The sequence below is a fragment of the Zobellia laminariae genome, from assembly GCF_030553095.1.
Taxonomy (GTDB): domain Bacteria; phylum Bacteroidota; class Bacteroidia; order Flavobacteriales; family Flavobacteriaceae; genus Zobellia; species Zobellia laminariae.
The window spans coordinates 4,236,727-4,251,278 of the sequence record NZ_CP130738.1 but is presented as its reverse complement, the minus strand read 5'-3'; the positions used below and the strand labels follow the sequence as shown (position 1 = coordinate 4,251,278).

General features: G+C 34.9%; 12 protein-coding genes and 2 pseudogenes. 11 read left to right on the top strand and 3 right to left on the bottom strand.

The window, feature by feature from the left end; genetic code table 11:
* Nucleotides 1-8: 8 nt before the first annotated feature.
* Both Q5W13_RS20450 and Q5W13_RS20445 read right to left on the bottom strand, forming a co-directional pair.
* Nucleotides 9-1,256 carry a TolC family protein gene (locus tag Q5W13_RS20450; RefSeq protein WP_304444295.1) on the bottom strand — a complete coding sequence of 416 codons (1,248 nt, stop codon included), beginning with the start codon at nt 1,254-1,256 and terminating at the stop codon, nt 9-11.
* A 1-nt stretch (nt 1,257) separates the two neighbouring features.
* Nucleotides 1,258-1,872, bottom strand: coding sequence for a TetR/AcrR family transcriptional regulator (locus Q5W13_RS20445; protein ID WP_304444294.1), 615 nt, complete (start codon nt 1,870-1,872; stop codon nt 1,258-1,260).
* Nucleotides 1,873-2,072: 200 nt separating this feature from the next.
* On the opposite strand from Q5W13_RS20445, the gene Q5W13_RS20440 reads away from it, so the two are divergent.
* The 9 genes and pseudogenes from Q5W13_RS20440 to Q5W13_RS20400 all read left to right on the top strand — a co-directional run bounded on the left by Q5W13_RS20440 (nt 2,073) and on the right by Q5W13_RS20400 (nt 10,706).
* A complete protein-coding gene (locus Q5W13_RS20440; RefSeq protein WP_304444293.1) occupies nt 2,073-2,873 on the top strand; it encodes a DUF6503 family protein in 801 nt (266 codons plus the stop codon).
* A 273-nt stretch (nt 2,874-3,146) separates the two neighbouring features.
* The gene (locus Q5W13_RS20435; protein WP_304444292.1) at nt 3,147-3,581 is read left to right on the top strand and encodes a transglutaminase N-terminal domain-containing protein; all 435 of its coding nucleotides are present in this window, start codon (nt 3,147-3,149) and stop codon (nt 3,579-3,581) included.
* Nucleotides 3,578-4,579: a transglutaminase family protein gene (locus tag Q5W13_RS20430; RefSeq protein WP_304444291.1), complete on the top strand. Its 1,002-nt coding sequence runs from the start codon at nt 3,578-3,580 to the stop codon at nt 4,577-4,579. The genes Q5W13_RS20435 and Q5W13_RS20430 overlap by 4 nt, the downstream gene beginning before the upstream one ends.
* Before the next feature lie 8 nt (nt 4,580-4,587).
* On the top strand, nt 4,588-6,477 hold the full coding sequence (locus tag Q5W13_RS20425; RefSeq protein ID WP_304444290.1) for a transglutaminase family protein: 1,890 nt from the start codon (nt 4,588-4,590) through the stop codon (nt 6,475-6,477).
* A gap of 72 nt (nt 6,478-6,549) precedes the next feature.
* A pseudogene (locus tag Q5W13_RS20420) lies at nt 6,550-7,920 on the top strand (circularly permuted type 2 ATP-grasp protein).
* Entirely contained in the window at nt 7,859-8,074 is a 216-nt protein-coding gene (locus Q5W13_RS20415) for a hypothetical protein (RefSeq protein WP_304444289.1), read from the top strand. Before Q5W13_RS20420 ends, Q5W13_RS20415 begins: the two are co-directional and overlap by 62 nt.
* Before the next feature lie 20 nt (nt 8,075-8,094).
* The gene (locus Q5W13_RS20410) at nt 8,095-9,051 is read left to right on the top strand and encodes an alpha-E domain-containing protein (RefSeq protein WP_304444288.1); all 957 of its coding nucleotides are present in this window, start codon (nt 8,095-8,097) and stop codon (nt 9,049-9,051) included.
* 2 nt (nt 9,052-9,053) lie between these two features.
* A complete protein-coding gene (locus Q5W13_RS20405) occupies nt 9,054-9,947 on the top strand; it encodes a transglutaminase family protein (RefSeq protein WP_304444287.1) in 894 nt (297 codons plus the stop codon).
* Between the two features lie 48 nt (nt 9,948-9,995).
* A complete protein-coding gene (locus tag Q5W13_RS20400; RefSeq protein WP_304444286.1) occupies nt 9,996-10,706 on the top strand; it encodes a glutamine amidotransferase in 711 nt (236 codons plus the stop codon).
* 94 nt (nt 10,707-10,800) lie between these two features.
* Here Q5W13_RS20400 and Q5W13_RS20395 read toward each other — a convergent pair whose 3' ends face one another.
* Complete coding sequence (locus Q5W13_RS20395; RefSeq protein WP_155596418.1) at nt 10,801-11,661, bottom strand: sigma-70 family RNA polymerase sigma factor; 861 nt, start codon at nt 11,659-11,661, stop codon at nt 10,801-10,803.
* 450 nt (nt 11,662-12,111) lie between these two features.
* On the opposite strand from Q5W13_RS20395, the pseudogene Q5W13_RS20390 reads away from it, so the two are divergent.
* Both Q5W13_RS20390 and Q5W13_RS20385 read left to right on the top strand, forming a co-directional pair.
* Nucleotides 12,112-13,550, top strand: a pseudogene (locus Q5W13_RS20390) (circularly permuted type 2 ATP-grasp protein).
* Nucleotides 13,551-13,593: 43 nt separating this feature from the next.
* Complete coding sequence (locus Q5W13_RS20385) at nt 13,594-14,514, top strand: alpha-E domain-containing protein (protein ID WP_304444285.1); 921 nt, start codon at nt 13,594-13,596, stop codon at nt 14,512-14,514.
* The last annotated feature ends 38 nt before the right edge of the window (nt 14,515-14,552 follow it).

The window sequence follows — 14,552 nt, the reverse complement described above, 5'->3', positions numbered from 1 at the left end:
TATATGTATTACCCTTTAATGACATTGTAGTTTGCTTTTGCGAGTTGTAACTGTATCTCATGCCGTACTAAGGTGTTTTGGTCTTCATATAAATTGGTAAGTTCCGTGATATATGCCGAAGATGTAATCACCCCATTTTTTAGTTGTGAATCTGCCATTTGCAACACTTCTTTTCTAAGGTTGATTATAGCTTCATCGGAAGTTATAATAGCTTCTATTTTCTCTATTTCTCTTTGCTGTTTATTAAGCTCAATAGTAGTGTTGAGTTTAAAAACTTCTGTTTCATTATCTACAATATCTTTATTGATAGCTAATGATTGCCGTTGTTTTTGATTAGCGTTCCAATCAAAAACATTCCAATGTAATTTTACGCCTGCTGTATAAAAAGGCTGAAATGAATTATCTAGCATATTCAATCCGGGGTTTCCATAACCACCGGTAGCAAAGCCTAGTATCTTGGGTACATTCTGTTTTGAAATCAAATTTTCTGAATTTTCTATTTCATCTTTTTTGTATTGAAATAATTCTAGTTCAGGTCTAATTAACTCATTCTGTAGATGAATTTCTATTAGCGGATTTTTAAACTCTGTGCTAGCATATATAGGCTGTTTTATTAAACTAGAGAGCGTTTCTATTAGCGTTATTTTATTGCTTTCTATTTCCTTAAACTGTTGGCCTATTTTTAATAATTCAGCTTCCAATACTTTATCTGAAGAGGGTAGTAGTATACCGTTTTTTACACCAGAACTAACCTCTTTTAGTTTAGCCTCTAACTGTGTTTGTTTCGATTTTAATAATAGATTGCTTTCCTGTGCTAAAAGGATAGAAAAATAGAGTTGATTAATCTGTTGTCTTAATTGATATAGACTCACTTCAACCTGTTTTTGTTTCGATTTTAATTCAGCAGATTTAATGGCCAATGAAGCGGCCGTTGCCCCTCCGTTATAAATCAATTGATTTACCGAAAACGTAGCACGATACTGATCTTTATTTAATGGGTCAATATTAGCGCTGGCAATAGGAATTTCAATTACATCAGATTGATAAGTAGCTTGCGCATCCAGACTTAATTGAGGCAGTTTTGCAGTAGAAATTACAGCGGCTTCTAAAGTATTTTGTGTTTCCAAGAGTGATGACTGTTTTGCCAAAGGGTAATTTTGAGTCACAGAATTATAACACTCTTCCAGCGTAATACTTTGCTGAGCAATAGCAGGAAACGCTGTTAGTATTACAAGAAATAGTAGTATACGTTTCATACTAGGTGTTCTTTATGGAGTTGATAATGAAATCGGCAACTTCAGTTTTACGGTCTTCCATGAGTTGGTTATATGCCTTACTATCTACATTAGAAAAAGCCATAATCAAAGGTTTAGCTACAAAAGGAAAAATATTGAGTGCTAGAATATTGATGAACAACTGCTCTGCACTTATAGGTTTTATACTGCCTTTTTCTACCTCTCTAGCTACTTGCTCCTTAAATTTAGCGAGGTTAGGAAATCCTTTGCTATCCTTCATTTGTAGAATAAACTCCGGATTTCTATTCAATTCTTGAATTATAAAATTGGGTAAATAAGGATGCTTATTAATAAAAGATATATAGTTAAAAGTGAAGTTTTTTACTTTCTCTTCAATAGAAGAATCGTCATTTAGAATTGCATTTAACTGAGGCGCCAATAAAGAAAAGACATTTTTAAAAACAGCTTCAAAAAGTAGTTGTTTACTTCTATAGTAATAATGAAGCATAGCTTTGTTAATCCCTGCCTTATCGGCTATTTCTTGCATTCGCGCACCATCCATTCCTTTGGTCTGGAAAACATTCTTTGCTGCTTCAAGTATTTGCTCTTCGGTATTTTCGTCTTTGCCCTTTTTCATTACTAACTGTACGGTTTAACCATTTGGTTAACAAAATTACGTAAAAATAGTTTTGACCGGCAGGTTAATCACTTAAAACTTTGGTTTCCAGGTTTAAAGCAAGCTTATTGGGGTAATGTCAGGGTTTATAAATCAAGTCTTTGTAAGTTTTAAAATAGAGGTAGACTAACCCTTGAATTTAAAATCAGAATAAAGTAGTTATGAATAAAAAACTTAAAAGCACCTTAGCGTCATTTTTATTGACAATGGTAGTTGCTATCACAGTTAATGCACAAAACACAGATACTAAATCAGCTGAATTATTAGATGCCTTAGTAGCGGTTAATGGAGGTTATACTGCCTTAGATGCCAAAAAAGATATTCAATATCATTATGTATATGACAATTTTGCTAAAGGTAAAGATGTGTCTATAGAGCGTTATATTTTTAATGGGGAACAATCATGGGGTTCTTACGAGCAACATGATATTAATTTGCTTCCTGGTCAAAAAGGAACTGCTGTTCAATCTTTAGTGGATAATAAACCTGCGTTAACTTTAGATGGTAAGAGTATTACTGATCCTAAAGCTATAGGCGGAACCGTGTTCTTACGTAAAGTAAATATTTATTGGTTCGCAATGATGTACAAATTAAAGAATCCAGGCACTAACTACAAATACCTTGGTACTGAAAAAGTAGGAGATATTAATTATGATAAAGTAAGTTTAACTTACAGCGCCGATGTTACCAAAAAGGAGAAGAACGATGACTTTATTTTATATTTTAACCCTAACACACATTTGGTAGATCAATTCTTCTTTTCTTTACCAGCCATGGGTGTAAACAAGCCAATTTTAAAAATGACATTGACTTACGAAAAAGTTGATGGTCTTTTGTTATCTACTGTACGTAAAAGTTATATGCCAGATAAAAAAGGTGGTTTTGTAGAAACAGGTGTTTATACGATGAGCGACATAAAATTTAATAATGGTTTTAAGAAAGAAGATTTTCTTTTAAACTAGAATTTAACATCATAATTTATAAGAGTCCAATCTAAGATTGGGCTTTTTTTTTACGAAAAATTGTAATAAAAAACGCTTACTAATAACCTGTAAGACCTATTTTGAATTTCACTGGTTTTTAATAAAATACCAATAGAGCAATTAAAATATCAAAAATTAGCAATCGTGGTCTTAATTTAGGTTGTTAGTTATTTTTACATAAAAATTTAAACGAAGTAGGTGGAACCTCAAATTAGTCGTTATCTTAGGATGTAACGAATTTAATTTTACTAGATGGCACTGAAAGTATCAATCTCACATAAGACGACTTATAAATATGATAGGAGAATTAATCTTTCTCCACATATTTTTAGACTAAGACCAGCACCACATAGTCGCACACCTATTGAAGCGTATTCTATTAAAATAAAGCCAGACAATCATTTTTTTAATTGGCAACAGGATCCTTTTGGCAACTATCTAGCACGTATTGTTTTTCCTGAGAAAACAGATTTCCTATCAGTAGATATTGAGATTATTGCCGATTTGAAAACAATTAATCCTTTTGATTTTTTTGTTGAAAAAGGGGTAGAAAACTATCCTTTTGTCTATTCGGAGGAATTGAAAAAAGAACTTTTACCTTATTTAGAAATAACTGAGAAGGGCCCACTATTAAAAGATTGGGTAAAAAAAATAGATTTAACTCCTAAAGAAGCATTGACTTTTTGATTGAGCTGAACAGCAGCCTGTATAATTATCTCAATTATACGGTCCGTATGGAGCCTGGCGTGCAGTCTTGTGAAGAAACCTTAGATAAAAAGCTTGGTTCCTGTAGAGATTTTGCATGGCTTTTAGTACAGACCTTAAGACATCTAGGTCTTGCAGCACGTTTTGTTTCTGGATATTTGGTGCAATTAAAATCTGATGAAAAATCATTGGATGGCCCTTCTGGTCCAGAAGAAGATTTTACGGATTTACATGCGTGGACAGAAGTATATCTACCAGGTGCAGGTTGGATTGGATTGGATTCCACTTCAGGACTTTTAGCAGGTGAGGGGCATATACCATTGGCATGTACGCCTTCTTTTGAAAGTGCTGCCCCAGTATCCGGAATGACAGATCCATGCGAAACTGAATTCATATTTAATAATTCCGTTACACGAATTTTTGAATCTCCAAGAGTAACAAAACCCTACACAGAAGATCAATGGAATGCTATTTACAACTTAGGTTTTGAAGTAGAGGAGCAATTACAGGCCAATGATGTACGATTGACCATGGGAGGAGAACCAACTTTTGTTTCTATAGATGATATGGAATCTAAAGAATGGAACACGGCCGCTGATGGAGAACATAAAAGAAAACTTGCTAGCGAACTTTCTGTGAGCTTAAAGAATGCATTTAGCAAAGGTGGTCTATTGCATCACGCACAAGGAAAATGGTATCCTGGTGAGCCGTTACCACGTTGGTTAATAGGAATACATTGGCGAAAAGATGGTGAAAAGGTCTGGGATGAACCTAAATTGTTGGCTTCATTTTCTGAAACCTATAAATTACCTGAGAATATTAGTAACACATTTCTAGAGAATCTTGCCGATAAATTGGGGGCTTCTAAAACCAGCATTATGCCTGCTTATGAAGATGCCTTTTATTTTCTTTGGGAAGAAGGGAAACTACCGGTTGATGTTGATCCTAAAAAATATATAATAAAAAAGATACCAGCCTAAGACGTAAGTTGGGCGAAATTTTGGAACAAGGTCTTGGAGAAACTATAGGTCATGTTTTTCCGTTAGCCAAAAAAGATGCTCAGTGGATAACCAATCCTTGGGAATTTCGTGGTGAACATTTGTACCTAACACCGGGTAATTCGCCAATAGGTCTGCGTTTACCATTAGAATCATTGCCAAAAGACCCAGAGGTGCCTTCAGAACCTACGGCAGAACCGGAAATGTTTGAAACAAAGCCTAAATTGAAACCTTATGGTTTTGAACTCAAACAAAGAATAAAATCAGCTAAGGCAAAGCCAAAGTTGAAAAAACAACCTTACGTGCGCACAGCAATTTGTGCAGAGGTTAGGGAAGAAAAATTATACCTCTTTCTACCTCCGTTAGATAGCGCAGAAGACTTTTTAGATTTAGTAGCCAGTATAGAAGCCTCGGCCAAAGAATTAGATGTTCCCGTTATTTTGGAAGGTTATGAACCGCCAAGGGACAATCGTTTGGAAGTGCTTAAAGTTACACCTGATCCTGGGGTAATTGAAGTGAATGTGCATCCTGCAAAAAACTGGAAAGAGCTTACGGACAATACACTTTTATTATATGCCGAAGCAAAAAAGTGTAGGTTGGGTACAGAGAAATTTATGTTGGATGGGAAGCATACAGGTACCGGTGGTGGAAACCACGTTACTTTAGGTGGCGTAACTCCAGCGGATAGTCCATTGCTTAGAAACCCTCAACTGCTTCGTAGTTTACTTACATTTTGGCAACACCACCCTGGTCTTTCATATTTATTTTCAGGAGCCTTTATTGGACCAACAAGTCAAGCTCCACGGGTTGATGAAGCTAGATTAGAAAATTTGTACGAATTAGAAATTGCTTTTTCTCAAATTCCTGATGACGAAGAGGTTCCTTTTTGGCTGACCGATAGGCTTTTTAGACATTTATTAACTGATATTACAGGAAATACACATAGGGCGGAGTTTTGTATAGATAAATTATATTCTCCAGATAGTTCGTCTGGACGTTTAGGTATTCTTGAGCTTCGGGCTTTTGATATGCCGCCACATGCACAGATGAGTCTAATGCAGATGTTATTGGTTAGAACGCTGGTAGCTTGGTTCTGGAAAAAACCTTATAAGCACAATTTAGTGCGATGGGGAACGGAACTGCACGATAAATTCTTATTAGAACATTATGTAAAAGAAGATATTAAGGATATTGTTACCCAACTTAATGATGCAGACTTTCCATTTAAATTAGATTGGTTTGATCCTTTCTTTGAGTTTAGATTTCCTCTTTATGGTATGGTAGAAATTAATGCTATGCAGATAGAATTACGCATGGCTATTGAACCTTGGAATGTACTAGGAGAGGAGATGACAGGCGGAGGAACAGCCAGATATGTAGATTCTTCACTTGAAAGGGTGCAGATAAAAATCAATAACTTTACAGAAGAACGTTATGTTTTAACCTGTAACGGTGTAAAAGTCCAATTAAGTAGTACAGGGGTAAAAGGTGAATATGTGGCCGGTGTGCGTTTTAAAGCTTGGGAACCTTGGTCTGCTTTACACCCTACATTAGGTGTAGATACGCCATTGGTTTTTGATGTGGTAGATACTTGGAATAATAAGTCTATAGGTGGTTGTACCTATTTTGTGGCTCATCCTGGTGGACTTTCTTACGATAGTTATCCGGTGAATAGTTATGAGGCCGAATCAAGAAGAATTAATCGCTTTTGGGACTTTGGTCATACGCAAGGAGAGATAGCGCCTACAGAAATGGTAGCAGCAACAAATTTTGTTGGTAGAATGGTAGAACGTAAAGCTGCTTCTACTACTTTTGACTATTCAGAGATTCCAGTAAGTCCAGAATATCCTCATGTTCTTGATTTACGGAAAAAGAAATAAAGAAAACTTTCAACATAAGTGATAAATACAACGTGGTTAAGTAATTATTTTACAGATTATAAGTCCGATGAAATGTTTACTCCAAAAATGGATGTAAAACCGCATTGGACAAAACTTTTTAAGAGTCTAGGTGAGTTAGGTGCAGCAGGTTTAAATACACGTCAAAGAGATATTGACTGGCTTTTGGCAGAGAATGGCGTCACTTATAATGTTTACAATGACCCCAAAGGATTGCATAGACCATGGAATCTAAACGCGGTTCCATTTTTATTGCATGAAAGTGAATGGAAACTTGTTGAAGCAGGATTAAAGCAAAGAGCAGAGTTATTGAACTTGGTTTTGAAAGATGTTTACGGTGAGCGTAATCTCATTAAAAACGGAATCGTACCTAGTGAAATTATTTACGGGCATCGCGGTTTTTTGCGTCAATGTACAGGAATAAAATATTCTACTGAAAAATTACTCTCCATGTACGCCGCAGATATTGCTCGCGGTACAGATGGGCGTTTGTGGGTCGTAAATGATCGCGCAGAAGCCCCTTCTGGAATGGGATACGCATTAGAGAATAGATCTACTACCAGTAGAATGCTACCGGAGATGTTTTCTAAAATGAACGTAAAAGGACTTTCCGGTTTTTTCCAAGAATTCAATCAAATGTTGGTTGATGCGTCTCCTGAAAATAAAGAAAATCCGAACATCGTAATTTTAACTCCGGGTTCGCATAACGAAACTTATTTTGAGCATGCCTTTTTAGCTTCTTTTTTAGGTTACCCATTAGTGCAAGGCAACGATTTAGTTGTTCGTAATGGATTTTTATGGATGAAATCACTAAAGGGATTAAAACAAGTAGATGTTGTTCTTAGACGTGTAGATGATGCATATATTGATCCTTTAGAACTTAGAGAAGATTCACGTCTTGGTGTTGCGGGATTACTAGATGTCGTACGAAGAGGTAACGTGGCAATTATAAATCCTGTTGGTAGTGCTGTCTTAGAAAATCCTGGTTAATACCTTTTATGCCGGCCATAGGAAGGTACTTTCTTAAAGAAGAACTTATTTTACCACAAATAGCTTCATGGTGGTGTGTGTCAGGAAAAGGAACGGAATTATGTTTTAAACAATATTTCTAACCTTGTAATTAAAAGAATAGATCGTACCAACCGCGAGAGCATTCATTTTGGGCAATTTTTAAGTAAAGATGAAATTGAAAAGCTAAAAGCAGAAATTAACCTGAGACCATACAGATTTGTGGCCCAGGAGAAAATCAATTTTTCTACAGCTCCAAATCTTACGGATGGAAAAATTGAGCCGCGAAATTTGGTGGCTAGAACTTTTTCTATAGGAACAGAAGATGGGTATTCCGTAATGCCAAGGTGGTTTAGTGCGTGTTGCTCCGGAAAGAGATACCGTTCGTGTATCCAATCAGCGAGGTGGTACCAGTAAAGATTTTTGGATATTAGAAGATGCTGCAAGTAAAGAAACCAAAGCACACTACTGGCAACCAAAACCTTCTATTGGCGCTACAGGTTTGAGCGATTTGCCAAGTCTTACCGCTGAAAATCTATATTGGGCTGGTCGTTATGTAGTCGTACCTTAGTTAATGCACGTTTTTTAAGAATGGTGCTGAAACAGATGGTTCTTGTTCAGAATAGCAGTGAAAAACCGGATAGTGTTAAGTTACAGGTACTTTTTAATGCAGTAACACAGTTAACCGGAACCTTTCCGGGATTCTCCGAAAAAAACAAAAACGGAGAATACGCAATGGATAATCCTTATAAAGAAATGCTATCTGTTATTCTGGATAAAAACAGGTCCGGTAGTTTAGCTCATACTATTAGTATGTTCAGTAATTCATACTATTCCATAAGAAACCTTTGGTCTTCCGATATGTGGCGTGTTTTTGAAAATATTCAAAAACTATGGAGAGCTTTTGAAAAAGACTCTGACAGGTCCATCAATAAAATAATAAAAGTGCTCAATCAATTAATAACCCGCTTAATTGCATTTATGGGTTTAATAGAAGAAAGCATAATGGTGCAACAAGGTTTGTTGCTTTATTTTATTGGGTTGCAGCTAGAGCAGAGTACGCTAACAATTACAAAATGCAGGTCTTTGTTATCAATAAAATATGATAAGCAAGTAGAGTATGAATTATTAGAGTACCTATTAGTTAGTCATGAAAGTTTAAATATCTATAGGCACAGTTATCGTTCGTATATTCAAATAGAACATGTTATTGATTTAGTGATGCTTGACTTAGAATACTCAAGATCGCTGACTTATATGTTTAATAGAATTCAAAAAGATATATCAAAATTGCCTCACTCAGATACGATGCATCATTTGGTTGATTATCAGAAATATATATTTGAAGGTTTTTCAAAATTGCGTCTGGCAAATTCAATAGATCTTGTAAAATCAGCATCAAAAGAAGCTGTAGTACGAAAAGATTTAGATAATTTACTAGAAGAACTATCCGACTTACTTTATGAAACGTCCCAATCCATATCAAAAACTTATTTTGATCACACGACCAAGCAAAATCAATTAGTTAGACAGTCTTTTCCTATTTAGTTATGATATTCAATATTACCCATATTACGAAATATGAATATAACGCTCCGGTTAGCTATTGTCATAATATAGCAACTCTAAGGCCTCGTGAATCTAATGGACAGCAATTATTGTCTTATAAGATTGATGTTGTTCCTGAGCCAGCGGAAATATCTGAACGCGTAGATTTTTTTGGAAATTACCTAACTCGTTTTTCTATTCAAACACAGCATACCGTATTAAAAGTAATTACCCAAAGTAAGGTGCTACGGGATTATACAAAATACCATGAATCTTTCTTTTCTGACGCTTGTAAAGGGGTGACTTTAACTGATGCCTTGAGTGCTTTAAATAGCAATGACCCTGAAATTATAGAAGCTAAACAGTATATATTAGAATCTATTTTTATCCGCAAAACAGATAAAACAATCAAGGATTACGCTGAATTATCTTTTAAAGCGAACAGGTCCGTTTTTGAGGCTGCCTATGAATTAATGCAACGTATTTATACAGATTTTGATTTTGATTCCGGATTTACCAGTATTTCTACACCTATAGACGAGGTTATGAGAGAAAAAAAGGGGGTTTGTCAAGATTTTGCCCAAATAGCGATTGCATGTATCAGATCAATTGGGTTACCAGCTCGTTACATAAGTGGTTATATAGAAACATTACCTCCTGAAGGAAAAGAAAAACTAGTTGGTTCTGACGCTTCCCATGCTTGGTTCGCTATTTATATACCAACTTTTGGATGGGTAGACTTTGACCCTACGAACAACCAAATCCCTTTAAATCAACATATTGTTGTAGGGTGGGGTAGGGATTATTATGATGTTCCACCGCTAAAGGGTGTTGTGTTCGGTAGTGGTAAAAGCAAGCTTAAAGTTGCTGTAGATATAGCCGCTGCAAAGGAATAGGGAAATCTATTTGTCCTTTTTACCTTCTAATTCAGTCAATCTGTTACAATGATCCTTATACTAAAAACAGGAATTACCTATAAGTCCATCAAAACTCAGTACGGAGATTTTGAAGATTGGATCATAGGAAAAATGAGTTTAAAAGAAGGTGAATACTTAATCCATAAAACTGAAAATTTTCAAACATTACCACCAAATAACAACTACACTGGAATCGTAATTACGGGCTCCCATTCTATGGTAACAGATATTGAACCTGTAGAGAATAGAATGTGTAGCTGGTTGGTAAATGCTCACGACAATGGAATACCAATATTGGGTATTTGTTATGGACACCAATTATTGAGTTTCATTTTTGGAGGAACTGTATCTTACAATGGTATGGGAATAGTTATAGGTTCCGAAAATACTTTGTTAACTGCAGAAGGGAAAAAAGATAAACTCCTTGGAGAATTACCATCTAATTTCAAAGTTTATAAAGCACATAAACAAAGTGTGTCTCATCTACCCAAATCTGCCGAGATTCTTTCTATTAATAAATCCGGAGTGATTGATGCCTTTAGATTTAACATAAGTACTTGGGGTGTTCAGTTCCATCCTGAATTTGACCAAAATATTACTAAAGCATATATTAATGAACTGTCTGAAGAACTTGCCGGTGAAGGGCGAGATGTTTTAAATTTAAGTGACGAGGTTGTTGATGTAGCTTATGGTTCTAAACTATTGAAACGTTTCAAACAAATAACAGAAAAGGTTTAATAAAACTTCTATATAACTCAGGAAATGAGATTATAAAACAAAAAAAAAGCCGACTCCTAGTGAGTCGGCTTTTTGTATATATCAATATGAAATCTTATAGATAAGCCTTTAAAACTTCCTTCTGTGATTTATTTCTTAGAAGACGAATAGCTTTTTCTCTAATTTGTCTTACACGTTCACGAGTAATGTCAAAAAGCTCACCAATTTCACTTAAGCTTATTGGGGCACGTTCTCCAATACCGTAATAAAGCTTTATTATTTCACTTTCTCTATTTGGAAGTGTGTTTAGAATTGAATCAATATCCGTTCTAAGGGAATCCATCATCATACCTGCATCAGGACTAATCGCGTCGTTTGATTTTACAACATCATATAAATTAGAACCCTCTCCTTCTTTAAAAGGTGCGTCCATAGATAGATGCTTACCTGAATTTTTCATTGCAATTTTAACTTGCGCAGTACTCATATCTAAATCTTTAGCAATTTCAATTGCACTAGGAGGGCGTTGGTAAGATTGCTCTAAAGAAGAGTATACCTGATTAATTTTACTAATTTCACCAATCTTATTCAGTGGTAATCGCACCATTCGTGAATGCTGAGAAATTGCGGACATTATAGCCTGTCTAATCCACCATACGGCATAGGATATAAATTTAAATCCACGGGTTTCATCAAAACGTTTTGCTGCTTTGACCAATCCAATATTTCCTTCATTGATTAAATCTGAAAGTCGTAAACCACTTCCTTGGTATTGTTTTGCTGTAGAAACTACAAAACGTAAATTGGCATTTACTAATTTATTAAGGGCAATCTGATCTCCTTCACGTATTCTTCTAGTCAGTTCTACTTCCTCCTCTGCGGTAATTAAGTCAATTTTCGATATTTCTTGAAAGTACTTTTCTAAGGATTTAGTATCTCTGTTTGTAATTTGTTTAGTGATCTTTAGTTGCCTCATATATTTAATTTATTTTTAGTTCGTATCTATATTATACAATATTTATTACATTAATCCTAACAATATTCAATATTCTTTGAATATTGTTCAAAGAATATTGAATATTGAAAAATCATGGGACTATATTTTGTCTGAATTTATGAATTGAGACAAAACGTAGAGGTCATAAATAGAGTAGCTTAATGAATACCAATTTAAAACATTATTCTATTCTCAATCCTTCATTTTAATCCTTCATATATTGATGAATAAATAAACCGCTTGCTTAAAGCTTATTTTATTCAATGACTTATGAATTATCCACTTTATTTTTCGTAATTTAATAGGCATAGTACTACAGGGTGTACTTACACGACTTTCTAATAACAATTAATCCTTTCTAATTCTTATTTATTAGCTGATTATAAAGTGAAAAATAGTTTTTCAACTGGAGAAAATGCGCCATTTTTTATGTCAAAAATTGATTTTACAGCTTACGACACCAAAGATTTTTATGACGAGATGTTTGATGAGAACAACAACGTTAGGCCTAATTATAAAATGTTTTTAGAGCGACTAGAAAAACTCAGTCATAAAAAACTAAAAAGTCTACAGCATGCTACAGATAGGGCCCAGCTCTCTTTAGGAATGACCTTTAATGTCTATGCAGATAACCAAGGGGTAGAACGTATTCTTCATTTAGATATTATTCCTAGAATCATTGTTAATTCTGAATGGACATTACTAGAAAGGGGTTTACAGCAGCGCATAAAGGCACTTAACTTGTTCATTCAGGATATTTATAATGACCAAAAGGTGTTTAAGGATAAAATTATACCGAAGGAAATGATTCTATCTAGCGCCTCATATCTGAAGCAGTTAGAAGGCTTTAAACCTCCAAAAAATATTTGGTGTCATATTACCGGGTCTGATTTAATAAAAGGTGGTGATGGACAATACTATGTATTAGAAGATAATTTAAGATGCCCTTCTGGCGTATCCTATATGTTGGAAAACCGGGAAATACTTAAAAGAACATTTCCTGAATTATTTGAGCAACTAGGGGTAAAGCCTGTTTATGATTATACACATACTTTAAGAGATACTTTAGAATATCTTTCAGAAAAAGAAAAACCAGTTGTGGTGGTTTTAACCCCGGGCGTTTACAATGCGGCCTATTTTGAGCATTCCTATTTGGCGCAACAAATGGGTGCGGAATTGGTAGAAGGTAAAGATTTGATCGTAAAAAATGATATCGTCTATATGATTACCACCAATGGGCTACAGCGTGTAGATGTTATTTACCGTCGTTTAGATGATGAGTATATAGATCCATTAGTATTCAATAAACAGTCTTTATTAGGTACTCCTGGATTATTCAACGCTTATATAAAAGGAAATGTAGCTTTAGTAAATGCTCCATAACCGGTGTGGTAGATGATAAAGCGGTGTACGCCTATATTCCAAGAATTATAAAATATTATTTGGGTGAGGAAATGATTTTACCAAACGTAAAAACCTATATCTGTGATGAGGAACAAGACAGGAAATACGTAATAGATAACATCCATAATTTGGTTGTAAAACAAACAGATGCTTCCGGTGGTTATGGTATGTTAATTGGGCCAAAATCAACAAAAAAGGAGCAGCAAGAGTTTATTACAAAAATTAAAAATAAACCTAGAAACTATATAGCACAGCCTATGATCAATCTTTCTAGAGTGCCAACTATAACAGATGACACTATAGAAGGACGTCATGTAGATTTAAGGCCGTATGCTTTATATGGGGAAGATATTAAAATTATACTCATATATGCGTTAACGCGTGTAGCACTAACAAAAGGATCAATAGTTGTGAACTCTTCCCAAGGTGGTGGAAGTAAAGACACTTGGGTTTTAAACAGATAAAAGAATAACTATGCTAGGGAGAGTCGCAAACACTATATATTGGATGAATAGATATCTTGAACGTGCAGAGAATTACGCACGTTTTATGGATGTGAATTATAATTTATCGCTAGAATTACCTCCTAACGAAGAGCAACAATGGAAGCCGTTGGTTGTTATAACAGGGGACTGGGAATTATATGAATCACTTCATTCTAAGGTTGAAAAAAATAAAGTCAACTTTTTTTTGGCTCTTGATGAAAACAATCCTAATTCTATTTACAATTGTATTTCGCTGGCAAGAGAAAATGCGCGGGCCGTAAGACCTGAAATAACAAAAGAGATTTGGGAGCAAATAAATGCGCTTTATTTTTTAGTGAAAGAGGCTTTAGAACAAAAACGTCTTGATGATAAGGAGTTAAGAGGTTTTTTGACCGAAATAAAAAACGGATGTCAACTGGTTTATGGTATGTACGATTCTACCATATCAAGAAATGAAGGCTGGGATTTTGGCAAATTAGGGCAAGTAATAGAACGCGCAGATAAAACTTCTAGAGTTCTAGATGCCAAGTATCATCTATTACTTCATTCTCCGGCAAAGGTTGGGTCCTCACTAGATTTAATACAATGGGCAGCTCTTTTAAAGTCGGTTAGTGCGTATGATATGTATCGAAAAAAATATGGAAAGCTCACACCTTCAAGCATTGCTGAATTTTTAATTCTAGACACGCAATTTCCAAGATCAATTTTGGCATGTTTAATAAGTGCCGAGAAATCTCTTATCACCTTATGTGGTAGTTCTGTTGGCTTTAGTAACATTGCTCAAAAGCAACTAGGGGCTTTAAAATCTCAATTGGAATATGATGATATAAATGATATTATAAGCCAAGGAATGCACGAATATCTTAATGATATTCAGCTTAGATTAAATGAGATTTCTTCTTCTATTTATAATTCTTTCTTTGACATAGAAATTCATGTATAAAAAACGGCCTATACATGTATTCTATTCCTATTGCAAAT

Excerpts from the sequence above, each read along its gene's own strand:
- Q5W13_RS20450 (WP_304444295.1), bottom strand. The coding sequence starts at position 1,256 with ATGAAACGTATACTACTATTTCTTGTAATACTAACAGCGTTTCCTGCT.
- Q5W13_RS20445 (WP_304444294.1), bottom strand. The coding sequence starts at position 1,872 with ATGAAAAAGGGCAAAGACGAAAATACCGAAGAGCAAATACTTGAAGCA.
- Q5W13_RS20440 (WP_304444293.1), top strand. The coding sequence starts at position 2,073 with ATGAATAAAAAACTTAAAAGCACCTTAGCGTCATTTTTATTGACAATG.
- Q5W13_RS20435 (WP_304444292.1), top strand. The coding sequence starts at position 3,147 with ATGGCACTGAAAGTATCAATCTCACATAAGACGACTTATAAATATGAT.
- Q5W13_RS20410 (WP_304444288.1), top strand. The coding sequence starts at position 8,095 with ATGGTGCTGAAACAGATGGTTCTTGTTCAGAATAGCAGTGAAAAACCG.
- Q5W13_RS20405 (WP_304444287.1), top strand. The coding sequence starts at position 9,054 with ATGATATTCAATATTACCCATATTACGAAATATGAATATAACGCTCCG.
- Q5W13_RS20400 (WP_304444286.1), top strand. The coding sequence starts at position 9,996 with ATGATCCTTATACTAAAAACAGGAATTACCTATAAGTCCATCAAAACT.
- Q5W13_RS20395 (WP_155596418.1), bottom strand. The coding sequence starts at position 11,661 with ATGAGGCAACTAAAGATCACTAAACAAATTACAAACAGAGATACTAAA.
- Q5W13_RS20385 (WP_304444285.1), top strand. The coding sequence starts at position 13,594 with ATGAATAGATATCTTGAACGTGCAGAGAATTACGCACGTTTTATGGAT.